The organism is Curvibacter sp. CHRR-16, from assembly GCF_018474005.1.
Classification (GTDB): domain Bacteria; phylum Pseudomonadota; class Gammaproteobacteria; order Burkholderiales; family Burkholderiaceae_C; genus Allorhodoferax.
The window spans coordinates 1-22,907 of record NZ_JAHCSH010000010.1 but is presented as its reverse complement, the minus strand read 5'-3'; the positions used below and the strand labels follow the sequence as shown (position 1 = coordinate 22,907).

The window sequence follows — 22,907 nt, the reverse complement described above, 5'->3', positions numbered from 1 at the left end:
CGCGAGTCGGTACAGATCTACAACAGCGAGCGCCCGCATCTATCGCTGAAAATGCAAACGCCCGATGCGGTGCATCGGGCATCACTGGCCAGTATCCACTGGCTAAACTCACCGTCCAAGATGTCAATCTAATTCAGGACGGGTCAACACCAGCACGTTGCCTTATCGAATGGCCTGTAGCTGCTGAACCTATGACCAGCCTTTTCCCAGCCGCATCAGCCTGAATCCTCGTCCACACTGTCACTCAAATACAGAACGTGGCAAAGAATGCAGTGTGAGCGTCAAAGAAGTTGCTCAATTCGGTATGCAAAATCATTGAAGTCAGGTTGACCAATATACTTTTTCACTATTCGTCCAGATTTATCGATAAGAAAAGTAGTGGGTGTCAGTGAAACGTCACCCCAGCTTTTCGCAAGCTCCCCATCTTTGTCAAAGGCAACAGGGAAGGGCAATTTTTTATTGCGCTGAAATTTCACAACATAAGCAGGTGAATCGTACGACATGGCAACGGCAACGAACGTAAGCCCCCTGTCTTTGTAGCGCTGATAGAGCTCGGCCATACGGGGCATTTCGGCAACGCAGGTAGTGCAACTAGTAGCCCAAAAATTCACCACGATCACTTTTTTTGCAAGGTCTTTGCTCTGAAGTTGGGTGTTGTCAGTGAGATAAAAATTGCTTGGCGGTGCGGATGGTGTGTTTGCTACAAGTAAAGTAGTGCATGTAATGCCTAACACGGCTAACACTGCGAGGGTAGAAAGCAATTTGATGCGCATGGATTTAGTTTAGCTCTCTGTGTAGAGAAGGCACAATGCGGTGAATCAAAATCATAGGAATGAGATGTCTAAGGCCATATTAATCGTGGCACACGAGCCATTAGCGACCGCACTCAGGGCCGCATCCTTGCATGTGTTTCCTGACGCGGCTGGTATCGTAACCGCTGTGGATGTTGCTGCATCGGCTACAGCAGAGCAGACAGCTCAGCAACTGGCACATGCATTAGAAGCAATCGCATCAGAGGATGTACTTGTACTAACAGATGTGTTTGGTGCGAGTCCGTGCAACGTCGCGCAGCGTGCAATGGCAGGTAAAAAGGCAAGACTAATAGCGGGTGCTAATTTGCCCATGATTTTGCGTGCCATCAATTATTTGGATGAACCTCTCGAGGTGTTGGTGCCGAAAGTTCTGGCTGGTGCTGCGCAGTGCATCATGGCAGTGAATTTAACGGCCCCACAAAATCAACACACGAGGAAAGTACATGATCAGCAACACAATCACCATCAGCAATAAGTTGGGTTTGCATGCACGGGCATCGGCCAAATTAACCAAGCTAGCAGGTTCGTTTCCGTGTGAAGTATGGATTGCACGGGGTGAGCGCAAAGTGAATGCAAAAAGCATCATGGGCGTGATGATGCTGGCTGCTGGTTTGGGCACAGATGTTGTTGTAGAAACCGATGGTGAGCGAGAGCAAGAAGCAATGGATTCTCTCGTGGCATTGATTAACGATAAATTTGGCGAAGGCGAGTGAGCGCATGACTTTTACGGTGCAAGGCATCCCTGTCGCAAGAGGTGTAGCGATAGGGCGCGCAGTAGTGATTGCGAGCAATGGGATGGATGTTGCACACTATTTCATTCAGCCCGATGAAGTAGAACGAGAAACGGCGCGGATTCAAGATGCTGTTGTTAACGTAGTGCAAGAAATCATGCTCTTGCAAGAGGAGGTCGCCAGTCATGGTGGTAAGGAAATCTCCCAAGAGTTGGTTGCGCTGTTGGATGTGCACTTGCTCTTGCTACAAGATCCCGAACTGCAAGGTGGTATCACTCAATGCATTAGTGAGAGACTTTACAACGCTGAATGGGCAGTTACTGCCCATATAGCGTCGATATCACGCACATTTGAAGAAATGGATGACCCGTATCTTCGTGAGCGAAAAGCGGATGTTGAGCAAATCGGCGAACGTCTGCTGGCGGCGCTGAAAAGCAGCGAGTCGATTCAACCAGATCAGCAAACGGAGCGCCATTCCGCACGTGCGCAAACCACCCTCATGGATGACGGAGCCGGTGAGCCACTGATCCTTGTAGCCAAAGATTTGGCTCCGGCGGACATGCTCCAATTTCGCAAAAGTGTCTTTGCGGGTTTTGTGACCGATGTTGGAGGAAAAACATCGCATACAGCCATTGTGGCTAGAAGCATGGATATCCCTGCAGTAGTTGGCGCACGCAGCAGCAGTACCTTAATCCGCCAAGATGACTGGGTCATCATTGATGCTGAGGTTGGTGTGGTGTTGGTCAACCCTTCGCATATCTTGTTGGAGGAGTATGGCTTCAAGCAACGACAGGGGGAGCTGGAGCGCAGCCGCCTCAAGCGCTTGCGTAATACTGTTGCCGTGACCATGGATGGTGAGAGGGTTGAGTTGCATGCCAATATTGAAATGCCAGTGGATGCAGCAAGTGCTCTTCAAGAAGGGGCAACTGGCGTAGGCTTATTTCGTACGGAATTTCTGTTCATGGGGCGAGGTGATGGCGCAATGCCCAGCGAAGAGGAGCAATACAGGGCATATAAGGCAGCAGTAGAAGGCATGAATGGTATGCCTGTCACTATTCGTACTATTGACGTTGGCGCTGACAAGCCGCTTGATACAACAGCATACGAAGCCCACAGAACCAACCCTGCACTCGGTTTAAGGGCTATTCGTTGGAGTTTGGCAGATCCTGCCATGTTCCAAGCGCAGTTGCGGGCCATTTTGAGAGCAGCAGTGCACGGCCAAGTGAAACTGCTATTTCCGATGCTGGCGCACCTCAGCGAGATCAAGCAAACACTACAGCAATTGGCATTGGCAGAGCAGACATTGGAGGCGCGTCAGATACCCTACGGCAAGCCTCAATTGGGGGCAATGATTGAAATCCCAGCAGCGGCATTGATGCTGCCTGTGTTTTTGCGCTATTTCGACTTTTTATCGGTAGGAACCAATGACCTGATTCAGTACACACTGGCTATTGATCGGGCGGATGAGTCGGTTGCGCATTTATATGATCCTTTGCATCCTGCGGTGTTGGGGTTATTGGCTGACACCATTCGGCAAGCTAGGAAAGCCGGGAAGGAGGTCAGTGTATGTGGCGAGATGGCAGGGGATATCACCTATACACCTCTGCTGTTGGGTTTGGGTTTGCGCTGTTTTTCAATGCACCCGACACAAATTTTGGCTGTCAAGCAAGAGGTGCTTAGAGCGGATACGACCAAGCTGAACGAGTGGGCTCAGCGTGTGTGTATGGCAGATGAGCCAGCGAAAGTGATGGCAGAGCGCCCTTGGATTGGCGCGGAGCGGCGCCAGCAACCAAGAGCACTTTGATTAGCTTGGATGGTGAGTGGCCCCATGGGCCTGTACATCTGCGTGATAACTGGAGCGAACAAGCGCTCCAACAGCAGCATTTTTGAAGCCCATGCGCAGTGCTTCGGCCTCAAAGTGCTTGAAAGTGTCCGGATGCACATAGCGCTTCACGGGCAAATGACTGGCGCTGGGCGCGAGGTATTGGCCGATAGTTAGCATGTCCACATCGTGCGCACGCATGTCGGCCATTACTTGGAGAATTTCCTCATCCGTCTCGCCCAAGCCCACCATGATTCCGCTCTTTGTGGGAATATGGGGGTAAAGGTGTTTGAATTTTTTGAGCAAGTTCAAGCTGAACAAATAATCAGAACCCGGACGCGCTTGCTTATACAGACGGGGTACGGTTTCCAAATTGTGGTTCATCACATCCGGTAGTGCCTTGGCCAAAATGCTCAGTGCACGATCATCGCGTCCGCGGAAGTCGGGAACCAATATTTCAATTTGCGTCAACGGAGACTGCTCACGCACTTTTCGAATGCATTCGACAAAGTGTTCAGCACCACCGTCACGCAAATCATCACGATCAACACTGGTGATGACGACATACTTTAATTGCAATGCAGCAATAGTGGAGGCCAAGTTTTCTGGTTCATTCACATCGAGTGGGTCAGGGCGACCGTGGCCTACATCGCAAAATGGACACCGTCTGGTGCACTTATCACCCATGATCATGAAGGTGGCGGTACCGTTGCCGAAGCATTCACCAATGTTGGGGCAACTCGCCTCCTCACACACGCTGTGCAGCTTTTTCTCCCGCAGGATGCTTTTGATTTCGTAAAACCGGGTAGAGGGAGATCCTGCTTTAACGCGGATCCAATCCGGTTTGCGCAAAATTTCAGAAGACTCTACTTTGATTGGAATGCGAGAAATCTTGGCGGCAGCTTTTTGCTTGGCAGTCGGATCATAGGGAGCATTGCTTACGTCGTGATCGGTAGATTGCATGGTGGATGATCCTATGGAGTTAGATGGCGAACCAAGTGTTTGGCGAGTGCAGGGGCCACATCAGCCCATGTAGCGGCAACACCAAGCGATGCCATGTCAATAGTTTGAAGGCCTTGGTAGCCACATGGATTGATGCGTTGATAAGGCTCAAGATCCATGGATGCATTCAATGCCAAGCCATGGTAAGTCTTGTAGTTGGAGACTTTGATACCCAAGGCGGCGATTTTACCTAGTCCATCGAAGTTCAGTGGGCCATTGGTTTGCCCAACCTCAAGGCGACCGTGTCCAAATGGATCGTCCAATTTCACATAAATACCTGGAGCACCATGGATTCTCTGGCCTGTAATTCCAAAGTCGAACAATGTTCTTATTGCTGCTTCTTCGAGGCGGAAAACAAACTCCTTAACGAAGTACCCAGCTTTTTTAAGGTCAATAAGAGGATAGGCAATCACTTGTCCAGGTGCGTGAAAGGTCACTTGGCCACCACGGTTTGTTTGGACAACAGGGATTGTCCCTGGATTGAGCAGGTGTTCCGCCTTGCCTGCCAAACCTTGGGTATACACCGCGTGGTGTTCGCAAAGCCAAATTTGATCACGCCATGGAAATTTATTTTCAACGGCAGCCGCCATCATGGACGTTGCCAGCTCCAGCGGGATGCACCCCAATGACAAAACATCCATGGCATTAGAGAGCAATTTTTACCAACGGATGTGTAGAGAGAGTGCGATAAATTTCATCCAAGTGTTCTTGGGATGTGGCGTGAACATAAATCGTCATGCCCATGTAGTTGCCAGCTTTACTGGGGCGAAGTTCAGTAGTAGAGGAGTCAAATTGGACATCGAACTGCTGTACCACAGAATGGATCGCCGGGACAAATTCAGAAACATTCAGGCCCATGACCTTTATAGGGAATCTGCAGGGAAAGACGAGCAAAGAATCTTGCTTCATGGTGGATCACAGCTTCGATAAAACGCAATTATCGCATTGCACTCAGGAACTAGGTTTGCTGATAAAGGGTGTTTCTACGTATAATCGTAGGCTGTGCTCAGTGTTGTCTTGTTTGTACTTTTGTAAGTGCTGGCTGCTGTGGCAAAGCAAGCAGAGGTTGTTCGCTGTGAGTTCACTTACGCATAAAAAGTTCAACAAGCAGCAATGGCTGCTGCTGCTTTTGATCGCGCTGGCGTTGATGGCATGGTTGTTCTGGTCCACTGGATGGGTCGCTAGTCTGTCATATGGTGTTCTGTGCTGCTTAGTGCCTAGCTTATTTGCCTTGCGCATCTATATGCGCTACGGCGTGAATGCAGCTAGGCGGGCGTTGGTTGTGGTGGTGCTGTGCGAGTTGGTCAAGGTGTTTTTGACTGTTTTGGCATTGTTTGCGGCTAAGAGTTTTTTAAATTCGCCTAATTGGCTGGTTGTGGTCGCGGGTTTTGTTTTTGGGCAGATGTTGGGCTGGGCGGCTTTGTGGTTTGCCCATGTGGCTGTTTTTAGAAGTTAATTGGAAGTTATATGTCTGTTGCTAATGCGGGAGAGCATGGTCTGTCTGCTGGTGAATACATCCAGCACCACTTGCACCATCTACAGAAAAATTTCAATTTTGAAAATGCGACACAACATGGAATTGTTGATTTCAGAGTGTTCAACCTTGACTCTGTCGTATTTTCTGTTGTGCTTGGTGTGCTGGGTTGTTTTGTTTTGTGGCTCGCTGCGCGCAAAGCAACTGCTGGTGTGCCTGGTCGCTTCCAAGCAGCGGTGGAAATTTTGGTTGAAATGGTAGAAAACCAAGCCAAGGGTGTAATTCATAATGCGACGAGTCGCAAGCTGATTTCTCCGCTCGCTTTGACGGTGTTTGTTTGGATCTTTTTGATGAATGCGATGGATATGCTGCCGGTGGACTTGCTACCTCAAGCATGGCATGGCATCGGTCCTTCTCTTGGTTTTGAAAACTATTTGCGAGTGGTGCCTACGGCGGATCTTTCAACCACACTGGGTTTGTCAACTTCTGTTTTGTTGGTCTGTTTGGTCTACAACATCAAGATCAAGGGCCTCGGTGGTTGGGCGCATGAGTTGATTGCAGCACCATTTGGTGACCACTGGGCACTGTATCCGGTGAATTTCTTCATGCAGGTAATTGAATACGTCGCCAAAACGGTATCCCATGGTATGCGGTTGTTTGGCAATATGTTTGCAGGTGAGTTGGTGTTCATGCTGATTGCTCTCATGGGTGGCGGCTGGGCGCTGTCGGGAACGGGCATTGGTTTGGCCATTGGTCATGTGGTGGCTGGTACCGTATGGACGTTGTTCCACATTCTCGTTATCACTTTGCAAGCCTTCATCTTCATGATGTTGACTCTTATATACGCTGGTGACGCTCACAAAGCGCACTAATGGGTATTTCACTTTTCTTTCATTACTAACTTAGGAGTATCAAATGGAAAACATTCTCGGTCTGGTTGCTTTGGCTTGCGGTCTCATCGTCGGTCTGGGTGCTATCGGCGCCTCTATCGGTATCGCTTTGATGGGTGGCAAGTTCTTGGAGTCCTCTGCTCGCCAACCCGAGTTGATGAACGAACTGCAAACCAAGATGTTCATCTTGGCTGGTCTGATCGATGCTGCTTTCCTGATCGGCGTTGCGATCGCGCTGTTGTTCGCTTTCGCAAACCCCTTCGTTCTGCGCTAAGCCGACCACTCCACCTTCGTCGTAAGGAAGGAACGTACTGTGAACATCAATGCTACCCTGTTCCTGCAGGCGATAGTCTTTGGTGTGTTGGTGTGGTTCACGATGAAATTCGTCTGGCCACCCATCGCCAAAGCGCTCGATGAACGAGCACAAAAAATCGCTGACGGGCTGGCTGCTGCGGATAAAGCCAAGACAGAACTGGCTTCTGCCAACCAAAAGGTAGAAGCCCAACTGGCTACATCGCGCAATGAGACAGCTGCTTTGCTGGCTGATGCGGAGCGCCGTGCGCAAGGCATCGTGGCAGCCGCCGAAGATAAGGCCAAAGAAGAGGCCGCACGCATCATCGCGGCGGCCAAGGCAGAGGCTGCGCAACAAATCATCAAGGCTCGTGAGGCTTTGCGTGACGATGTTGCGACACTGGCGGTCAAGGGCGCTGAGCAAATTCTGCGCAAAGAAGTCAATGCATCTGTTCATGCAGATCTGTTGACCCGTCTGAAGACAGAGCTCTGAAGGGCTGACAATGGCTGAACTAGCTACCATTGCAAGACCCTATGCCGATGCTTTGTACAAGGCTGCTGGAAGCGATGCCACGGCATGGCTTCCATGGCTGGAGGAGTTGGCTGCAGTGGTGGCCACTCCAGAGTTGAAGCAATTCGCCGCTGATCCGAACATCGCAGACCAACAGATCATTGACTTGATCGTCTCTGTGATGAAGTCCCCTGCAGCCCCCGCTTGCGCGAGCTTCCTGAACACACTCGTAGAGAACAACCGTTTGCTCGCACTGGCCGAAATCGCCAAGATGTACCGCAACCTGGTCAACGAGCGCGACGGAAGTTCCGATGCAGAAATTTTTAGCGCGTTTCCCATCGAAGGCACTGAACTTGCCGATTTGGTCACGTCGCTGGAAAAACGCTTTGCACGCAAGTTGAACGTCCAAGTTCGCCACGATGCTTCGTTGATCGGTGGTGTGCGTGTGGTGGTGGGTGATGAAGTGTTGGACACTTCGGTGAAGGCCCGTCTGGAACAAATGAAAGTGGTGTTGACAGCCTGAGTGGTCTCAGGCGTCGCACCAATTTATAGAGAGGGAAAGAGTCATGCAACTCAATCCAGCTGAAATTTCTGAGCTGATTAAGAACCGCATCAGCGGGTTGTCTGCTACGGCTGACATCCGCAACCAAGGCACGGTAGTGTCCGTGACCGATGGTATTTGCCGTATCCATGGCCTGTCTGAGGTCATGCAGGGTGAAATGTTGGAATTTTCCGTAGGCAAAGATGGTTTGCCAACCTACGGTCTGGCCCTGAACTTGGAGCGTGACTCCGTAGGTGCTGTGATTTTGGGTGAATACGAGCACATCTCCGAAGGCGAAACTGTGAAGTGCACAGGCCGCATTCTGGAAGTGCCGGTGGGTCCCGAACTCGTGGGCCGTGTGGTCAATGCCCTCGGTCAGCCGATCGATGGCAAAGGCCCTATTAACGCCAAGATGACCGACGTGATTGAAAAAGTCGCGCCCGGTGTGATTGCGCGTCAGTCCGTTGATCAGCCGCTGCAAACAGGTCTGAAGTCTATCGACTCCATGGTACCTATCGGCCGCGGTCAGCGCGAATTGATCATCGGTGACCGCCAGACTGGTAAAACAGCTGTTGCACTGGATACCATCATCAATCAAAAGGGCCAAGGCGTAACCTGCGTTTACGTCGCGATTGGTCAAAAAGCTTCGTCCGTTAAGAACGTGGTGCGTGCTCTGGAGCAAGCTGGCGCCATGGACTACACCATTGTGGTTGCCGCTACTGCCTCCGAGTCGGCTGCTATGCAATACGTGGCCGCTTATTCTGGTTGCACCATGGGCGAATACTTCCGTGATCGCGGTGAAGATGCGCTGATCGTGTATGACGATCTGTCCAAGCAAGCTGTGGCTTACCGTCAGGTTTCCCTGCTGCTGCGTCGTCCACCCGGTCGTGAAGCTTTCCCCGGCGACGTGTTCTATCTCCACAGCCGTCTGCTCGAGCGTGCAGCTCGCGTGAATGCCGATTATGTCGAAGCCTTCACCAAGGGTGCAGTAAAGGGCAAGACCGGTTCGCTGACCGCACTGCCGATCATCGAAACCCAAGCGGGTGACGTATCTGCTTTCGTACCGACCAACGTGATCTCGATCACGGACGGTCAGATTTTCTTGGAAACCAGCCTGTTCAACAGCGGTATCCGTCCTGCTATTAACGCCGGTATTTCCGTGTCACGCGTCGGTGGTGCAGCACAGACCAAGCTAATCAAGTCCTTGTCCGGTGGTATCCGTACCGACTTGGCCCAGTACCGTGAATTGGCAGCGTTTGCACAGTTCGCGTCTGACTTGGATGAAGCGACACGCAAACAGCTCGACCGCGGTGCCCGCGTGACCGAATTGCTCAAGCAAGCCCAGTACTCCCCCTTGTCCATCAGCTTGATGGGCGCTTCTTTGTACGCTGTCAACAAGGGTTTCTTGGACGACATCGACGTCAAGAAGGTACTGGCTTTCGAAAGCGGTTTGCACGCTTGGCTCAAAGACAAGCATGCTGCTTTGCTGTCCAAGCTGGAATCCAGCAAGGCCATGGACAAGGATGCCGAAGCCGAACTGAATGCTGCTGTGGCAGCGTTCAAGAAGACTTTCGCCTAACCGAAAACCTGGGGAGGTTCACCGCCTTCCCACTGACTAGGAATCAATATGGCAACAGGCAAAGAAATCCGCGGCAAGATCAAAAACTTCGAAAGCACGAAGAAGATCACCAAAGCCATGGAAATGATTTCCGTATCCAAAATGCGCAAAGCGCAGGATCGGATGGGTGCTGCACGTCCGTATAGTGAAAAAGTCCGCAACATTGCTTCGAACCTGGGCCAAGCCAACCCCGAGTACGTCCATCCCTTCATGGTAGAACACCCTGAAGCCAAGGGCGTTGGTTTCATCGTCGTCACAACCGATAAAGGCTTGTGCGGTGGTCTGAATACCAACATCTTGCGTGTCTTGACCAACAAGCTGCGCGACGTACAAGCCGAAGGCAAATCGGTGCGTACCGTGGCCATTGGTAACAAGGGTTTGGGCTTTTTAAACCGCATTGGTGCAAACGTGGTCTCGCACGTGACCCAGTTGGGCGACAAGCCCCACTTGGAAAAGCTGATCGGCCCCGTCAAGGTATTGCTCGATGCCTATACCCGTGGTGAGTTGAGCGCCGTGTACGTCTGCTACACCCAGTTCATCAACACGATGCGACAAGAGCCACGCGTGCAGATGCTGTTGCCGCTGTCTGCAGCGGAAATGGCCGAGCAGACCCAAGCGGCTGGTGCCCACGCATGGGACTACATCTACGAGCCCGATGCACCGAGCGTCATCGACAATTTGTTGGTGCGCTATGTAGAGGCGTTGGTGTACCAAGCAGTGGCTGAGAACATGGCATCCGAGCAAGCTGCTCGTATGGTGGCAATGAAGGCGGCGACAGACAACGCTGGCAATGTGATTTCCGAACTCAAGCTGGTCTACAACAAGACCCGCCAAGCGGCAATTACCAAAGAGTTGTCCGAGATCGTTTCGGGTGCTGCAGCTATCAGCGGCTGATCGCATACGGCGTAAATTCAATTTTTGGAGCAAAACATGGCTCAAGTGCAAGGAAAAATCGTTCAATGTATCGGCGCGGTGGTGGACGTTGAATTCCCCCGTGATCAGATGCCCAAGGTCTACGATGCCCTCAAGATGGATGGCTCGACATTGACTTTGGAAGTTCAACAACAGTTGGGTGATGGCGTGGTTCGCACCATCGCTTTGGGCTCCTCCGACGGCTTGCGCCGTGGCATGGTCGTGTCCAACACCAACGCCCCCATCACCGTGCCAGTTGGCCCCGCTACCTTGGGTCGTATCATGGACGTGTTGGGCAACCCCATCGACGAGCGCGGCCCCGTCAGCCACGAGCATGCCAGCTCGATTCACCGCAAGGCCCCCGCTTACGACGAGTTGAGCCCTTCGCAAGAATTGCTGGAAACCGGCATCAAGGTGATCGACTTGGTCTGCCCCTTCGCCAAAGGCGGTAAGGTGGGCCTGTTTGGTGGTGCCGGCGTGGGCAAGACCGTGAACATGATGGAACTCATCAACAACATTGCCAAGGCGCACTCGGGCTTGTCCGTGTTTGCTGGCGTGGGTGAGCGTACCCGTGAAGGGAACGACTTCTACCATGAAATGGCCGATTCCGGCGTGGTGAAGTTGGATAACCTGCCCGAGTCCAAAGTGGCGATGGTGTACGGTCAGATGAACGAGCCTCCTGGCAACCGTCTGCGCGTGGCCTTGACAGGTCTGACCATCGCGGAATCCTTCCGTGATGAAGGCCGTGACGTGCTGTTCTTCGTGGACAACATCTACCGTTACACCTTGGCTGGTACCGAAGTGTCCGCTTTGCTGGGGCGTATGCCTTCTGCTGTGGGTTACCAACCTACACTGGCCGAAGAAATGGGCCGTTTGCAAGAGCGTATTACTTCGACCAAAGTCGGCTCCATCACGTCCATCCAAGCGGTCTACGTGCCAGCCGATGACTTGACGGATCCCTCTCCTGCAACAACCTTTGCTCACTTGGACTCCACCGTCGTGTTGTCCCGTGACATCGCTGCGCTGGGTATTTATCCTGCGGTGGATCCTCTGGACTCCACCAGCCGCCAGCTCGACCCTCACGTCGTGGGTGAAGAGCACTATGGTGTAGCCCGTGCGGTTCAAGGTACTTTGCAGCGTTACAAAGAATTGCGTGACATCATCGCGATCTTGGGTATGGACGAACTGTCTCCCGAAGACAAGTTGACTGTGGCCCGTGCACGCAAGATTCAGCGTTTCTTGTCGCAGCCTTTCCACGTGGCTGAAGTGTTCACCGGATCTCCTGGTAAGTACGTTCCTTTGTCTGAAACCATCCGTGGTTTCAAGATGATCGTTGCTGGTGAATGCGATCACCTGCCCGAGCAGGCCTTCTACATGGTGGGTACCATCGACGAAGCCTTCGAGAAAGCCAAAAAGGTCTAAACCATGAACACCATCCACGTCGATGTGGTAAGTGCTGAGGAGTCCATTTTCTCCGGTGAGGCTACGTTTGTAGCCTTGCCAGGTGAAGCGGGCGAACTCGGTATCAAACCACGCCACACATCGCTGATCACCCGCATTAAACCGGGCTCTGTGCGTATCGAAAAGGCCGATGGTGGGGAAGAGTTCGTCTTTGTGGCTGGTGGCATTCTGGAAGTGCAGCCGCACTGCGTAACCGTCCTATCGGACACCGCCATTCGTGGCAAGGATCTGGACGAAGAGAAGGCCCAAGCAGCGCGTCAAGCCGCTGAAGAAGCCCTCAAAAACGCCCAAAGCGAAGTGGATATTGCCCGTGCTCAATCGGAGTTGGCTGTGATGGCTGCTCAGATTGCTGCACTGCGCAAGTACCGCGACAAGCGCTAAGCCTTGCGCCGCGAAAAAAGCCGCTTCATCGAAGCGGCTTTTTTCATGCTCGGTCTTCTTAATGGAGTTGCACTTGAACATGCCGTCTTCCCACGTTTGCACATCCCCTTGGTGGCTACCGGGTGGGCATGCGCAAACCATTTGGCCATCTATTACCGGGTCATGCTACTTGCCAAAGACGCAATGGATGCGCCAGCGCTGGACAACGCCTGACAACGATTTTGTGGATGCCGATTGGCAGTGGCATCATGAAGCTGATGCGCCGACGGTCGTGCTTTTTCATGGGCTTGAAGGCAGCTCTAGCAGCCATTACGCCCATGCTCTGGCTGCGGCGGTGCAAGCAAGGGGCTGGAACTTGGTGGTGCCGCATTTTCGAGGCTGCAGTGGCGAATTGAATCACGCTCCCCGCGCTTACCACAGCGGGGATTATGAAGAAATTGATTGGATGCTGCAGCAAGTGCGCAGTAGAGTGTACGGTCCCATTTTGGGTATTGGTGTGTCCTTGGGGGGCAATGCTTTGCTGCGCTGGGCTCAAGAGTGTAGTACCAGCCCGCTCCTTCATGCTGTGGTGGCATTGTGTGCACCATTGGATCTGACTGCAGCAAGTCACCAATTGGCGCATGGTGTCAACCGCTGGATATACACACGCCATTTTTTGCGAACCATGGTGCCAAAAGGATTGCGCAAAGCGCTGCAGTTTCCCGGACTGCTTAATGAGCAGCAGTTGAATAGTGCACGTGATTTGCGCGATTTTGATGCGGCATTCACCGCCCCATTGCATGGATTTTCCAGCGCAGCGCAGTATTGGGTCGTGTGTTCTGCGGGGCGCTACATGCGCCGCATCCAGCATGCTGCGCTAGTGGTAAATACAGCCAATGATCCGCTGGTTCCCGTGAGCAGTTTGCCAGCACCAGCCGAGGTGCCAACTCATGTAGCAATGTGGCGCCCGCTTACTGGTGGGCATGTTGGCTTTTCCGATCCGCGTTGGCCAGCGCAGATGCAAGGGGTAGCAACCGCTATCATGGAGTGGCTAAAACAACACGTGTAGAAGCCATGGACGACATCGTTTTGCAGGCCATGCACAAGTGGCCGGACGTACCTGCATGCACAGGCTGGTTGGGCTTGGACGAGCGTGGCGATTGGTATATGCGCGATGCAACAACACAAAAATCTGGGGCGTTTCAGAGCAGTGATGTATCAGCGCGTGGATCGCGCTTGGAACACGAGAAATTGATAGCCTTTATCGGCCGCAACTACACCTACGACGCGCAGGGGCGCTGGTATTTCCAGAACGGCCCACAGCAGGTCTTTGTGGAACTGCGTGCAGCGCCGTGGATATTGCGCTTGCAGCAGCACGGGGATTGCGTCACGCACACCGGACTGCCCGTGCAGGTGCAGGGTGTTTGGACGGATGAGCGGGGTTACCTGTACATGAACACGCAGCTAGGCTTGGGATTGGTTCACAGCCAAGACATGCTGCATGCGGCCAACTGGTTGGAGCACAGCAAGGCCCCTGTGCAGGATTGCCGTACTGAAAACCTGCCCCAGCAATTTGGCTTCGTCCGCAGCCCACAGTATGAGAGCAGGGACGTGCAGTACTAGATCCGAAGCAGATCTGAGAATCGGGTCCTGCTTCAGGGTGCGGTTTTGGCGGGGGAGGCGGGCTCGGTGAACTTGGCACCCGCAGCATTCGCCATGTAGGCAACGCCACGTGCAATTTCCAACTCGGAAAGATCGGATCCTCCCTGTGGAGGCATCAGATTCTTGCCTTTGAGGGCAGAGTTGATCAGGGTCTCAAAGCCTTGCTTGATGCGTGGTGCCCACGCCGAGTTGTCTTGGAACTTCGGCGCATTATTGGCACCAGTGGCATGGCAGGCGGAGCAACGGGCATTGAATACTTGTTCGCCAGTCAATGGATCACGGCTTGCTTCTACAACGGTGACAGAGCCCACCTTCTGAATCCGCTGGGCGATCGACCGCTCTTCATCAGGCGAGGGTGCGGGAACTGGGCCTGAGCGTGCGACCATCAAGACACCCAGAATCAGTACTAACGGGATCCCGAAGGCCAAAACAGATGGAATCAGCAGCGACTTGCTGGATGGCGACGAAGTGCTATCGGGCATGACAAACCTCAAATGAAAAACGCAAAGATAAGCCTGACTTGGTGGCAGCGATAGCAGCGAAAAGGCCTACAATCACAGGCCTTACGCGACTGTAGCTCAGTGGATAGAGTATTGGCCTCCGAAGCCAAGGGTCGTGGGTTCGATCCCCGCCAGTCGCGCCACCTCTCACCGCCACGCGGTCAATAAACCCCAAGTTTCCCAGCTTAGGCGGTACTTCTACCTGACAAAGATCAAGACCTTCGCAAACGTGCAAGGTTCTTACCTGTCAACAATCATTCCTACTCACGACGTTGAGCCGGCAAAAATGTTGCCGTTTGCGGTCTTTGTAGCGTCACAAGATCCATTTTGCAGTGTGTATTGGCGGGATTGGCATCTCACCCAAAAGAGGGAATTTAAGTAAATGTATCAACAAACAAAGCACATGTAACAAAAAGACAACGCATGTCACGTTGTGTGTGTGAGATATTGGCGAGGCTATACACGAGTGCAGCAATAACCAATAAATTACACAGAGCTAATGCGATGAACGTCCCGCGCAAAAGTTTGTTTGGCAAGCTCAACTTGTCTTTGTTCCGTGCAATAGAGTCAGCTACTGCCTTAGCCAAATTGAGGGGCAATCACTATGTGGAGTTGGTGCACTGGTTCCATCAACAGTGGCAGACACCAGGAAATGATTTGCATTTGCTGCTCAAGCATGCGCGCATTGATGCAGCATTGCTTGAGCGAGATATGGTTAGTGCACTAAGCGCACTGCCAGCTGGGGCTAGCAGTATTAGTGACTTTGGTGACCACATAGAACTCGCTATTGAGCGCGCGTGGACATATGCAAGCTTATGCATGGATGACACCAAAGTGCGTGGGGCGTGGTTGTTAGCGGCCATGTTGCAAACCCCGGAACTAAAGCGCGCGTTGTTGGTAATTTCTCCAGCATTCCAGAAGCTCACCGTCCCACAAATTGCCGACCTGATCGCCCTCCATGGGGCGCAATCTGTGGAAGCAAACGAAAAATCCCATGATGCGATGGGGCTGCCCGAATCGGTTCCAGGTGAAGCCAGTGGTGCTCTTAAAGAAGCGGGCACAGACAAGTCGGCGCTAGGGGTCTATTGCACCGACCTGACGCAACAAGCGAAAGAAGGCAAGATTGATCCAGTCATTGGGCGTGAGCATGAGATCCGCTCAATGATCGATATTTTGTTGAGAAGGCGTCAAAACAACCCACTTCTAGCAGGTGAGGCAGGGGTTGGAAAAACAGCGGTAGTAGAAGGTTTGGCCCTTGCGATTACATCAGGGCAAGTGCCACCGAGTTTGCAAAGCGTACGCTTGCTGAGCCTGGACATAGGCGCGCTGCTAGCAGGTGCCAGCATGCGCGGTGAGTTCGAGGCGAGACTGAAGTCTGTCTTGGCTGAAGCAGCGAATTCGCTCGAACCCATCGTCATGTTTATTGACGAAATCCACACCTTGGTAGGAGCAGGAGGTCAGGCGGGTACGGGCGATGCAGCCAATCTGTTGAAACCCGCATTGGCCAGAGGAGGCTTGCGCACGGTAGGCGCTACCACATGGTCTGAGTACAAGCGGCATATCGAGAAAGATCCGGCCTTAACCCGCCGCTTCCAAGTCTTGCAAGTGCAAGAGCCAGACGAAGCCACTGCCATTCAGATGGTGCGGGGTTTGGCGGAAGTTTTTTCTAAGCACCACGGCGTAGAGGTGCTGGATGAAGCGATACAGGCGGCGGTACGTTTGTCGCATCGATACATACCAGCTCGTCAATTGCCAGACAAAGCAATTAGCTTATTGGATACAGCTTGCGCAAGGGTTGCCATGTCAATACATGCAACACCCTCTGAGATAGAAATATTGCAAAAGCAGAGCTCAGGTCTGGAGCTAGAAGAGAAGCTAATCCAGCAGGAGGCTGATTACGGGCGTGATAAAGCCAACGAATTGCAACGCATCGTGCAAACAAAGCGTGGCATCGAGGAGGCACTTCGTGTGCAGCGGGGGCAATGGCAGCAAGAACGCGATCTTTGCCTGCAGGTCATTGACAAACGAAAAGCCCTGGCGGCCGAGGAAGATGAAGGCAAAAAAAATCTGTTGCGAGCTGAATTGAAATCAGTAGAGCAGACCTTGGTGCGCTTACAGGGTGACAAGCCAACACAGCACTTTCATGTGGACGAGCAGATCATGGCATCCATTGTGGCCGACTGGACTGGTATTCCTGTAGGGCGGATGCTGGGTGATGACGTTGCCGCGGTTATGGGCTTGCAATCGCAGTTACAAGAACGCGTTGTGGGGCAAGACTGGGCACTATCCATCATTGCGGAGCGCGTCAAAACGGCCAAAGCCAAGCTCAGTGATGAAAGCAAACCGCTTGGAACATTCCTCTTGGTCGGGCCATCGGGCGTTGGCAAGACGGAAACAGCGTTGACCTTGGCCAGCGCAGTTTATGGGGGAGAGCAAAACCTCATAACCATCAATATGAGCGAATACCAAGAAGCGCACACCATTTCCACTCTGAAAGGCTCTCCTCCTGGCTACGTGGGGTATGGCGAAGGCGGTGTATTGACAGAAGCGGTAAGACGCCGCCCATACAGCGTGATATTGCTAGATGAGGTGGAAAAAGCGCACCCAGACGTGCATGAACTTTTCTATCAAGTCTTTGACAAGGGATGGATGGAGGATGGTGAGGGGCGTGTAATCGACTTCAAGAATACCCTCATCTTGCTCACGAGCAATGCTGGTTCCGATGTACTGAGTCGCTTATGTGAAGACCCTGCTTTGATGCCAGACCAAGAAGCATTGGCAGAAGCGTTGCAACCAGAATTGCGCAAAGTTTTTCCCGCTGCATTTTTGGGGCGCATGCGCATAGTTCCCTACGTGCCACTGAGTGCAGACATATTGCAAAACATCGTGCGTTTGCAACTGCAAAAAGTGGTCAAGCGATTGTATGCACAGCATTCAACACAACTGTTGTACACAGACCAAGCCGTGCGACACATAGCTGAGATGTGTGGCACCCATGAAATTGGCGCACGGCGCATTGGTCAATTCATTGAGCAGCACATATCCAGCGAATTGGCCCATCTGTGGTTACAGGCAATGCATGAACGGAACCAATTGGTTAGCGTCGAGATGCGAGCCCAAGCGGAAGAGGCAAGCAGCGCAATCCAAGGCGGCACTGTGAGTATCCGAGCCGGTTTGAGCTTCCATTCGCAATCTCAGCCTGCGAAGCGACATGCATATGCCTAATCAATCGAAATTCAATCACCTTCGCCACCCTTGCAGTGGTGAGATCGTCGGGCCAGAGGTGGTGATCCGGCCCTTTTTCAACCATAAGGAACCACTATGAGTGCCAGCAACAGCAGTCAGAAGTTCATCGCGCGCAACCGTGCCCCACGCGTGCAGATCGAATATGACGTCGAAATTTACGGTAGTGAGAAAAAAATTGAGCTGCCATTTGTTATGGGGGTATTGGCTGATCTATCGGGTAAGCCAGTTGAGCCACTGCCTGAAGTTGCTGAGCGCAAATTCTTGGAAATCGACATCGATAACTTTGATGAACGCATGAAGGCTATTGCTCCCCGCGTTGCGTTCAGTGTGCCCAACACACTGACAGGGGAAGGCCAGGTCATGGTCGACATCACCTTCGAAAGCATGGATGACTTTTCACCCGCAGCCGTGGCACGCAAAGTTGACGCACTCAAACAGCTCTTGGATGCCCGTACACAACTTTCCAATTTGCAAACCTACATGGATGGCAAGTCCGGTGCAGAAGGTTTGGTGCGCAATTTGTTGGGCGATCCCGCACTGATGAAGGCACTGGCCTCTGCGCCCAAGCCATCGGAAGCTTCGGCAGACGCTTAAGCGCGTAAGCCGTAATCACCTACTACACCGAATAGGACCAAAAATGACAACAGAAACAGCAGTAGCAGGGGTGCAGACCCAGTATGCTGATCCAGATGTGTTCACAGGGCTATTGGATCGTGAGTTCAAACCCAAAGGCGATGAACAGCGTGAAGCCGTAGAAGCGGCAGTTCGCACACTGGCAGAACAAGCGCTGAGCAATACCGTCACGATGAGTGACGATGCATACGCCAGCATTGAAGCCATCATTGCGGAGATCGATCACAAGCTCACTGAACAGATCAATCTCATCCTGCACCACGAAGACTTTCAGCGTTTAGAGGCCGCTTGGCGCGGTCTCTCGCACTTGGTTTCCAACACAGAAACCGATGAGATGCTGAAGATCCGTTTCATGGATATCAGCAAAACTGACTTGCGTCGCACAATGCGTCGCTTCAAAGGTGTTGCATGGGATCAAAGTCCACTCTTCAAGCGTTTGTACGAAGAGGAATACGGCCAACTGGGTGGGGAGCCCTACGGTTGCTTGGTGGCAGATTACTATTTTGATCACACCCCACCAGACGTTGAATTGCTCGGTGCAATGGCCAAGATCGCTTCAGCCGCACACGCTCCTTTCATCGCTGGAGCCGCTCCATCAACTCTGCAAATGGATTCGTGGCAAGAGCTTGCCAACCCACGTGACCTAGCGAAGATCACTGGCAACTTGGAGCACGCAGCATGGAATTCCTTGCGTGAAACCGAAGACTCACGCTACGTAGGCTTGGCCATGCCACGCTTCTTGGGTCGCTTGCCCTATGGCGCCAAAACCAATCCAGTGGATGAATTCAATTTCGAAGAAGACACGGAAGGCGCAGACCACAAAAACTACGTGTGGAACAACGCGGCATACGCTATGGCAGTCAACATCAACCGCAGCTTCAAACTCTACGGCTGGTGCACGATGATCCGTGGCGTTGAGTCCGGTGGAACAGTAGAAAACCTGCCTTGCCACACATTCCCTACAGATGATGGTGGCGTGGACATGAAGTGCCCAACCGAAATCGCCATCTCCGATCGTCGTGAAGCAGAATTGGCCAAGGCTGGCTTTATCCCCTTGGTGCACCGCAAAGGCACAGACCACGCTACTTTCATCGGTGCCCAGTCTTTGCAAAAACCGCAAGAGTACATGGATCCCGATGCGACAGCCAATGCCAACTTGTCTGCACGCCTGCCATATCTCTTTGCCAGTACCCGTTTTGCGCACTATCTCAAGTCCATCGTGCGCGACAAAGTGGGCGCCTTCAAAGAGCGCGAAGACATGCAGCGTTGGCTCAACGAATGGATCATGCATTACGTCGATGCAGATCCAGCTAACTCGAGTCAAGAAACCAAGGCACGTCGCCCATTGGCTGCAGCTGAAGTAGTGGTTGAAGACGTCGAAGGCAACCCGGGCTACTACAGCGCCAAGTTCTTTTTGCGCCCCCACTTCCAACTGGAAGGCCTAACCGTCAGCTTGCGCTTGGTAGCCAAGTTGCCATCGGCCAAAGCCGCAGCCTAATTTTCGTTAAACGCATAGCAAAGGAGTTAAAAAAAATGGCACAAGACATTTTCTTGAAGATCACCGGTATCGATGGCGAAAGCTTGGATTCCGCCCATAAAAATGAAATCGATGTACGCAGCTGGACATGGCAAATCTTGCAAGAGTCCAACATGCACCAAGGCTCTGGCGGTGGTGCGGGCAAGGCAACTGTCAAAGACTTGACTTTCGTCCACGTTGTTGACCGTGCCAGCCCGAACTTGATGAAGTTTTGCTTGACTGGAAAACACATTACAGAGGCAGTGTTGGTGGTGCGTAAAGCCGGTGGCACCCCATTGGAATACTTGAAGATCACCATGAGCGATGTGGTGATTACCAATGTGCAGCCATCTGGTTCCAATGCTGACGAAGCATTGCTGGAGCAGGTGAGCTTGTCCTTCTCCAAGGTCAAGCAGGAATACACCGTGCAAAACCAGCAAGGTGGCTCCGGCGGTGCAGTCACAGCGGGCTTCGATATCAAGCTCAACAAGGAGGCATAAGCCCAGCCTCAATTGGCCAGTGTGTCCAGCACTGGTTGTGCACCCTCGAGGCGGTATATGCCTCGAGGGGATTAGACATACGCCTAGACATCATGAACCGCTTGTCGTTGCCACTGCTGCTTTTGTTGTTTCTGACCTCAGTTTGTTGCTGCGCAGAAGATGCCAAAGAGGCTACCAAACTGACCCTCACGATTGAGGCAACTCCGGGAGTCAACCCCGATGACAGTCAACGCCCATCCCCGATCAAGGTGCGCGTATACGAACTCAAAGACAGCAACAGCTTTACTGAAGCTGATTACTTCAGCCTAGAGAAAAACGACAAAACCGTATTGGCGGCCGATCTATTGGCTAAGGACGAATTCATCTTGCGTCCGGGGGAAAGTAAAAAGATTGAACGCAAGAGCAACACACAAACAACTGCCCTAGGGATATTGGCAGGCTATCGAGATCTTCCAAACGCCGTGTGGCGAGCTGTTTACAAGCTTCCAGAAGCGCCAGAGGCGGCGTGGTATCGCGCCGTATTGCCATCCAATAAAACCGTTCTGCAAATTCAGTTGCAGCCACAAGGCATCGTCGTGACAGAAAAGCCTTAACCCCAACGCGATGCACAGGACACCATACCCATGACTTGGCACAACAAAGTAACTTGGAGCGAAGGCCTCTTCCTGCGCCCACAACTTTTTCAACAACAAGAGCGTTACTTGGAAAGCTATGCCCACAAACGGGCAGAGCCACTATCCCCCTTCTTTTGGGGGTTCAGCCACTTTCGTATAGACCACGAATCGCTTACCTTGGGCAAATTGGTTTTGGCATCTGCCACAGGCGTCTATCCCGATGGAACACCTTTTGATCTGCCAGGTCAAACACCACCGCCATCTCCCTTAACTCTGCTACCAGAGCATCTTGGCCAGATCATTTACTTGGCTTTGCCTATACGCACCCCCAATGGTGAGGAAACCACTTTCGAGGCTTCCCCAGGATCGCTGGCACGCTACAACGTTATAGATGCCGAATTGCGCGACTCCAACTCCATCGGACAAGGTGCCAAAACCGTACAACTTTCACAACTTCGTTTGCAGATCGTTGCAGAGAAAGAACTAACTAGTGCATGGATGGGCTTGCCTTTAGCCAAACTCACCGCATTGCGATCCGATGGCAGTGCAGAACTCGACAGCACTTTGATCCCTCCAGTCAACCGCTACGGTGCCAGCGAGTTGCTAACCCAATGGCTCACCCAGTTGCATGGGACAACCCGTCAACGTGCCGACAACCTCGCCCAGCGTCTCAGTGGCAGTGCAGGTACCGGGGCTACACAAGCAGCAGAGGTCAGTGACTTCCTGCTGCTGCAAATCCTCAATCGTTACGAACCCCTGTTAGACCACTTGCTGCGGGTTCGAGAGACCTCACCAGAGCATGCCTACACACTGTTGCGAGGCATGGCCGGTGAAATTTCCACCTTCATTCGCATCCAGACACGGCGACCCAATCCGCTGCCACCGTACGAGCACCGCGATCCCTATACCAGTTTCAAGGCCTTGGTAGAAGACACACGCGAATTGCTCAACAACTTGCTCGTTCGCAGTGCGCAAAACATCCCCTTGCAAGAAAAGCAACATGGCATGTATCTGGCCAGTTTGGATCCAGTGCAACTGCGCAGCTTCAGTAGCCTTGTTCTTGTGGTCAGTGCCAATATGCCCGGCGAGCAATTGGCGCAGAACTTTGTGGCACACACCAAGGTTGCACCAGCCGATCGCTTGCCCGAGCTCGTCCGCTTGCATTTGCCCAGCCTCGTACTGCGCGTGTTGCCAGTGCCACCACGCCAAATTCCATTCAACGCAGGCTACGTCTATTTCCAAATCGAGCCACAAGGCGCGCTCTGGGAGCACATGCTCACCCATGGCGGTGTTGGCTTGCACATCGCAACCCAATTGCCCGGTTTGCGCATGGAGCTCTGGGGAGTACGGTAATGGGACGAAAAATCATCGTCGTAGGAGACCCTACCAGCCACGGTGGAACCGTTATCAGCGGTTCTCCTACACGGTCAATCCAAGGTAAAGCCATCGCCCGCATGGGCGATAGCGTGGATTGCCCGCAGAAATATCCCGATAAATCCCCGCACGGGGTCAACGCCATTGTCGAGGGCGATCCCACCTGTTTGATTGACGGCGTACCTGTCGCTTTGGATGGGCATAAAACCGCGTGCGGTTGCAGCCTTATTGGCACTGTTCCAGTCACCCACGGCTAACACCAAGAGGCATGCGTATGTCTTTCGATTTGACCGCTCTTGTTCCCACCCATCGCATCCTCACAGTTAGCTGCGCAGCCTTAGAAGCCCAAACCAGCACAAGCCTGCAAGCCATCAGCCTAGAGGGGCGAGAAGACATCAACAGCCTCTTTAGCTACCAACTCATACTGCAAAGCCCCG

27 protein-coding genes and 1 tRNA gene are annotated in these 22,907 nt (G+C 52.6%); 23 read left to right on the top strand and 5 right to left on the bottom strand.

Annotated elements, in window-relative coordinates; translation table 11 throughout:
- Nucleotides 1-281 precede the first annotated feature (281 nt).
- Nucleotides 282-773 carry a TlpA disulfide reductase family protein gene (locus KIK84_RS16105; RefSeq protein ID WP_214124143.1) on the bottom strand — a complete coding sequence of 164 codons (492 nt, stop codon included), beginning with the start codon at nt 771-773 and terminating at the stop codon, nt 282-284.
- Between the two features lie 64 nt (nt 774-837).
- Between KIK84_RS16105 and KIK84_RS16100 the strand changes: the two genes are divergently transcribed.
- The 3 genes from KIK84_RS16100 to ptsP are packed head-to-tail and all read left to right on the top strand — an operon-like array spanning nt 838 to nt 3,347.
- Nucleotides 838-1,287, top strand: a complete 450-nt coding sequence (locus KIK84_RS16100; protein ID WP_214124142.1) for a PTS sugar transporter subunit IIA — start codon at nt 838-840, stop codon at nt 1,285-1,287.
- Nucleotides 1,256-1,525, top strand: a complete 270-nt coding sequence (locus KIK84_RS16095) for an HPr family phosphocarrier protein (protein WP_214124141.1) — start codon at nt 1,256-1,258, stop codon at nt 1,523-1,525. Before KIK84_RS16100 ends, KIK84_RS16095 begins: the two co-directional genes overlap by 32 nt.
- Nucleotides 1,526-1,529: 4 nt before the next feature.
- Complete coding sequence (ptsP, locus tag KIK84_RS16090; protein ID WP_214124140.1) at nt 1,530-3,347, top strand: phosphoenolpyruvate--protein phosphotransferase; 1,818 nt, start codon at nt 1,530-1,532, stop codon at nt 3,345-3,347.
- Here the strand turns inward: ptsP and lipA are convergent, their stop codons facing one another.
- From lipA to KIK84_RS16075, 3 genes are read right to left on the bottom strand one after another with little or no spacing between them, the layout of a single operon-like run.
- Nucleotides 3,348-4,328, bottom strand: coding sequence for a lipoyl synthase (gene lipA / locus KIK84_RS16085; RefSeq protein ID WP_214124139.1), 981 nt, complete (start codon nt 4,326-4,328; stop codon nt 3,348-3,350).
- Nucleotides 4,329-4,339: 11 nt separating this feature from the next.
- A complete protein-coding gene (gene lipB, locus KIK84_RS16080; RefSeq protein ID WP_214124138.1) occupies nt 4,340-5,008 on the bottom strand; it encodes a lipoyl(octanoyl) transferase LipB in 669 nt (222 codons plus the stop codon).
- A 4-nt stretch (nt 5,009-5,012) separates the two neighbouring features.
- On the bottom strand, nt 5,013-5,276 hold the full coding sequence (locus KIK84_RS16075) for a YbeD family protein (RefSeq protein ID WP_214124137.1): 264 nt from the start codon (nt 5,274-5,276) through the stop codon (nt 5,013-5,015).
- Here KIK84_RS16075 and KIK84_RS16070 point away from each other — a divergent pair.
- The 12 genes from KIK84_RS16070 to KIK84_RS16020 are packed head-to-tail and all read left to right on the top strand — an operon-like array spanning nt 5,275 to nt 14,048.
- On the top strand, nt 5,275-5,823 hold the full coding sequence (locus KIK84_RS16070; protein WP_214124136.1) for an ATP synthase subunit I: 549 nt from the start codon (nt 5,275-5,277) through the stop codon (nt 5,821-5,823). The two genes, KIK84_RS16075 and KIK84_RS16070, sit on opposite strands and share 2 nt — an antisense overlap.
- An 11-nt stretch (nt 5,824-5,834) precedes the next feature.
- Nucleotides 5,835-6,713 carry a F0F1 ATP synthase subunit A gene (gene atpB, locus KIK84_RS16065; RefSeq protein WP_214124135.1) on the top strand — a complete coding sequence of 293 codons (879 nt, stop codon included), beginning with the start codon at nt 5,835-5,837 and terminating at the stop codon, nt 6,711-6,713.
- Nucleotides 6,714-6,756: 43 nt separating this feature from the next.
- Nucleotides 6,757-7,005: a F0F1 ATP synthase subunit C gene (gene atpE / locus KIK84_RS16060; protein ID WP_214124134.1), complete on the top strand. Its 249-nt coding sequence runs from the start codon at nt 6,757-6,759 to the stop codon at nt 7,003-7,005.
- A 39-nt stretch (nt 7,006-7,044) separates the two neighbouring features.
- Nucleotides 7,045-7,515, top strand: a complete 471-nt coding sequence (locus tag KIK84_RS16055; RefSeq protein ID WP_214124133.1) for a F0F1 ATP synthase subunit B — start codon at nt 7,045-7,047, stop codon at nt 7,513-7,515.
- A gap of 10 nt (nt 7,516-7,525) precedes the next feature.
- Entirely contained in the window at nt 7,526-8,056 is a 531-nt protein-coding gene (locus KIK84_RS16050; protein ID WP_214124132.1) for a F0F1 ATP synthase subunit delta, read from the top strand.
- A 43-nt stretch (nt 8,057-8,099) separates the two neighbouring features.
- Nucleotides 8,100-9,653: a F0F1 ATP synthase subunit alpha gene (atpA, locus tag KIK84_RS16045; protein ID WP_214124131.1), complete on the top strand. Its 1,554-nt coding sequence runs from the start codon at nt 8,100-8,102 to the stop codon at nt 9,651-9,653.
- Between the two features lie 48 nt (nt 9,654-9,701).
- On the top strand, nt 9,702-10,586 hold the full coding sequence (gene atpG / locus KIK84_RS16040; RefSeq protein WP_214124130.1) for a F0F1 ATP synthase subunit gamma: 885 nt from the start codon (nt 9,702-9,704) through the stop codon (nt 10,584-10,586).
- A 36-nt stretch (nt 10,587-10,622) separates the two neighbouring features.
- Nucleotides 10,623-12,026: a F0F1 ATP synthase subunit beta gene (atpD, locus tag KIK84_RS16035; protein WP_214124129.1), complete on the top strand. Its 1,404-nt coding sequence runs from the start codon at nt 10,623-10,625 to the stop codon at nt 12,024-12,026.
- Between the two features lie 3 nt (nt 12,027-12,029).
- The gene (locus tag KIK84_RS16030; RefSeq protein ID WP_214124128.1) at nt 12,030-12,446 is read left to right on the top strand and encodes a F0F1 ATP synthase subunit epsilon; all 417 of its coding nucleotides are present in this window, start codon (nt 12,030-12,032) and stop codon (nt 12,444-12,446) included.
- A gap of 3 nt (nt 12,447-12,449) precedes the next feature.
- The gene (locus KIK84_RS16730; RefSeq protein WP_250208050.1) at nt 12,450-12,659 is read left to right on the top strand and encodes a hypothetical protein; all 210 of its coding nucleotides are present in this window, start codon (nt 12,450-12,452) and stop codon (nt 12,657-12,659) included.
- A complete protein-coding gene (locus KIK84_RS16025) occupies nt 12,634-13,494 on the top strand; it encodes a YheT family hydrolase (RefSeq protein ID WP_250208049.1) in 861 nt (286 codons plus the stop codon). The genes KIK84_RS16730 and KIK84_RS16025 overlap by 26 nt, the downstream gene beginning before the upstream one ends.
- 5 nt (nt 13,495-13,499) lie before the next feature.
- The gene (locus tag KIK84_RS16020) at nt 13,500-14,048 is read left to right on the top strand and encodes a DUF2946 family protein (RefSeq protein WP_214124126.1); all 549 of its coding nucleotides are present in this window, start codon (nt 13,500-13,502) and stop codon (nt 14,046-14,048) included.
- Between the two features lie 32 nt (nt 14,049-14,080).
- Here the strand turns inward: KIK84_RS16020 and KIK84_RS16015 are convergent, their stop codons facing one another.
- Nucleotides 14,081-14,569 (bottom strand): c-type cytochrome, encoded by a 489-nt coding sequence (locus KIK84_RS16015; RefSeq protein WP_214124125.1) that lies wholly within the window; start codon nt 14,567-14,569, stop codon nt 14,081-14,083.
- Between the two features lie 85 nt (nt 14,570-14,654).
- Between KIK84_RS16015 and KIK84_RS16010 the strand changes: the two genes are divergently transcribed.
- From KIK84_RS16010 to KIK84_RS15975, 8 genes are all read left to right on the top strand, one after another.
- A tRNA-Arg gene (locus KIK84_RS16010) sits at nt 14,655-14,730 on the top strand.
- 361 nt (nt 14,731-15,091) lie between these two features.
- Nucleotides 15,092-17,812: a type VI secretion system ATPase TssH gene (gene tssH, locus KIK84_RS16005; protein WP_214124144.1), complete on the top strand. Its 2,721-nt coding sequence runs from the start codon at nt 15,092-15,094 to the stop codon at nt 17,810-17,812.
- 96 nt (nt 17,813-17,908) lie between these two features.
- Nucleotides 17,909-18,427 (top strand): type VI secretion system contractile sheath small subunit, encoded by a 519-nt coding sequence (tssB, locus tag KIK84_RS16000; protein WP_214124124.1) that lies wholly within the window; start codon nt 17,909-17,911, stop codon nt 18,425-18,427.
- 43 nt (nt 18,428-18,470) lie between these two features.
- Nucleotides 18,471-19,964, top strand: a complete 1,494-nt coding sequence (gene tssC, locus KIK84_RS15995) for a type VI secretion system contractile sheath large subunit (RefSeq protein WP_214124123.1) — start codon at nt 18,471-18,473, stop codon at nt 19,962-19,964.
- A gap of 35 nt (nt 19,965-19,999) precedes the next feature.
- The gene (locus tag KIK84_RS15990; protein ID WP_214124122.1) at nt 20,000-20,482 is read left to right on the top strand and encodes an Hcp family type VI secretion system effector; all 483 of its coding nucleotides are present in this window, start codon (nt 20,000-20,002) and stop codon (nt 20,480-20,482) included.
- Between the two features lie 92 nt (nt 20,483-20,574).
- Nucleotides 20,575-21,075: a type VI secretion system lipoprotein TssJ gene (tssJ, locus tag KIK84_RS15985; RefSeq protein ID WP_214124121.1), complete on the top strand. Its 501-nt coding sequence runs from the start codon at nt 20,575-20,577 to the stop codon at nt 21,073-21,075.
- Between the two features lie 30 nt (nt 21,076-21,105).
- On the top strand, nt 21,106-22,449 hold the full coding sequence (gene tssK, locus KIK84_RS15980) for a type VI secretion system baseplate subunit TssK (protein WP_214124120.1): 1,344 nt from the start codon (nt 21,106-21,108) through the stop codon (nt 22,447-22,449).
- Nucleotides 22,449-22,727 (top strand): PAAR domain-containing protein, encoded by a 279-nt coding sequence (locus KIK84_RS15975; protein ID WP_214124119.1) that lies wholly within the window; start codon nt 22,449-22,451, stop codon nt 22,725-22,727. The genes tssK and KIK84_RS15975 overlap by 1 nt, the downstream gene beginning before the upstream one ends.
- Nucleotides 22,728-22,907 lie beyond the last annotated feature (180 nt).

Bases quoted from the DNA above. Each gene is read 5' to 3' on its own strand.
- KIK84_RS16105 (WP_214124143.1), bottom strand. From the start codon at position 773: ATGCGCATCAAATTGCTTTCTACCCTCGCAGTGTTAGCCGTGTTAGGC.
- KIK84_RS16100 (WP_214124142.1), top strand. From the start codon at position 838: ATGTCTAAGGCCATATTAATCGTGGCACACGAGCCATTAGCGACCGCA.
- KIK84_RS16095 (WP_214124141.1), top strand. From the start codon at position 1,256: ATGATCAGCAACACAATCACCATCAGCAATAAGTTGGGTTTGCATGCA.
- ptsP (WP_214124140.1), top strand. From the start codon at position 1,530: ATGACTTTTACGGTGCAAGGCATCCCTGTCGCAAGAGGTGTAGCGATA.
- lipA (WP_214124139.1), bottom strand. From the start codon at position 4,328: ATGCAATCTACCGATCACGACGTAAGCAATGCTCCCTATGATCCGACT.
- lipB (WP_214124138.1), bottom strand. From the start codon at position 5,008: ATGGATGTTTTGTCATTGGGGTGCATCCCGCTGGAGCTGGCAACGTCC.
- KIK84_RS16070 (WP_214124136.1), top strand. From the start codon at position 5,275: ATGGTGGATCACAGCTTCGATAAAACGCAATTATCGCATTGCACTCAG.
- KIK84_RS16075 (WP_214124137.1), bottom strand. From the start codon at position 5,276: ATGAAGCAAGATTCTTTGCTCGTCTTTCCCTGCAGATTCCCTATAAAG.
- atpB (WP_214124135.1), top strand. From the start codon at position 5,835: ATGTCTGTTGCTAATGCGGGAGAGCATGGTCTGTCTGCTGGTGAATAC.
- atpE (WP_214124134.1), top strand. From the start codon at position 6,757: ATGGAAAACATTCTCGGTCTGGTTGCTTTGGCTTGCGGTCTCATCGTC.
- KIK84_RS16050 (WP_214124132.1), top strand. From the start codon at position 7,526: ATGGCTGAACTAGCTACCATTGCAAGACCCTATGCCGATGCTTTGTAC.
- atpA (WP_214124131.1), top strand. From the start codon at position 8,100: ATGCAACTCAATCCAGCTGAAATTTCTGAGCTGATTAAGAACCGCATC.
- atpG (WP_214124130.1), top strand. From the start codon at position 9,702: ATGGCAACAGGCAAAGAAATCCGCGGCAAGATCAAAAACTTCGAAAGC.
- atpD (WP_214124129.1), top strand. From the start codon at position 10,623: ATGGCTCAAGTGCAAGGAAAAATCGTTCAATGTATCGGCGCGGTGGTG.
- KIK84_RS16030 (WP_214124128.1), top strand. From the start codon at position 12,030: ATGAACACCATCCACGTCGATGTGGTAAGTGCTGAGGAGTCCATTTTC.
- KIK84_RS16025 (WP_250208049.1), top strand. From the start codon at position 12,634: ATGCGCCAGCGCTGGACAACGCCTGACAACGATTTTGTGGATGCCGAT.
- KIK84_RS16020 (WP_214124126.1), top strand. From the start codon at position 13,500: ATGGACGACATCGTTTTGCAGGCCATGCACAAGTGGCCGGACGTACCT.
- KIK84_RS16015 (WP_214124125.1), bottom strand. From the start codon at position 14,569: ATGCCCGATAGCACTTCGTCGCCATCCAGCAAGTCGCTGCTGATTCCA.
- tssH (WP_214124144.1), top strand. From the start codon at position 15,092: ATGAACGTCCCGCGCAAAAGTTTGTTTGGCAAGCTCAACTTGTCTTTG.
- tssB (WP_214124124.1), top strand. From the start codon at position 17,909: ATGAGTGCCAGCAACAGCAGTCAGAAGTTCATCGCGCGCAACCGTGCC.
- tssC (WP_214124123.1), top strand. From the start codon at position 18,471: ATGACAACAGAAACAGCAGTAGCAGGGGTGCAGACCCAGTATGCTGAT.
- KIK84_RS15990 (WP_214124122.1), top strand. From the start codon at position 20,000: ATGGCACAAGACATTTTCTTGAAGATCACCGGTATCGATGGCGAAAGC.
- tssJ (WP_214124121.1), top strand. From the start codon at position 20,575: ATGAACCGCTTGTCGTTGCCACTGCTGCTTTTGTTGTTTCTGACCTCA.
- tssK (WP_214124120.1), top strand. From the start codon at position 21,106: ATGACTTGGCACAACAAAGTAACTTGGAGCGAAGGCCTCTTCCTGCGC.
- KIK84_RS15975 (WP_214124119.1), top strand. From the start codon at position 22,449: ATGGGACGAAAAATCATCGTCGTAGGAGACCCTACCAGCCACGGTGGA.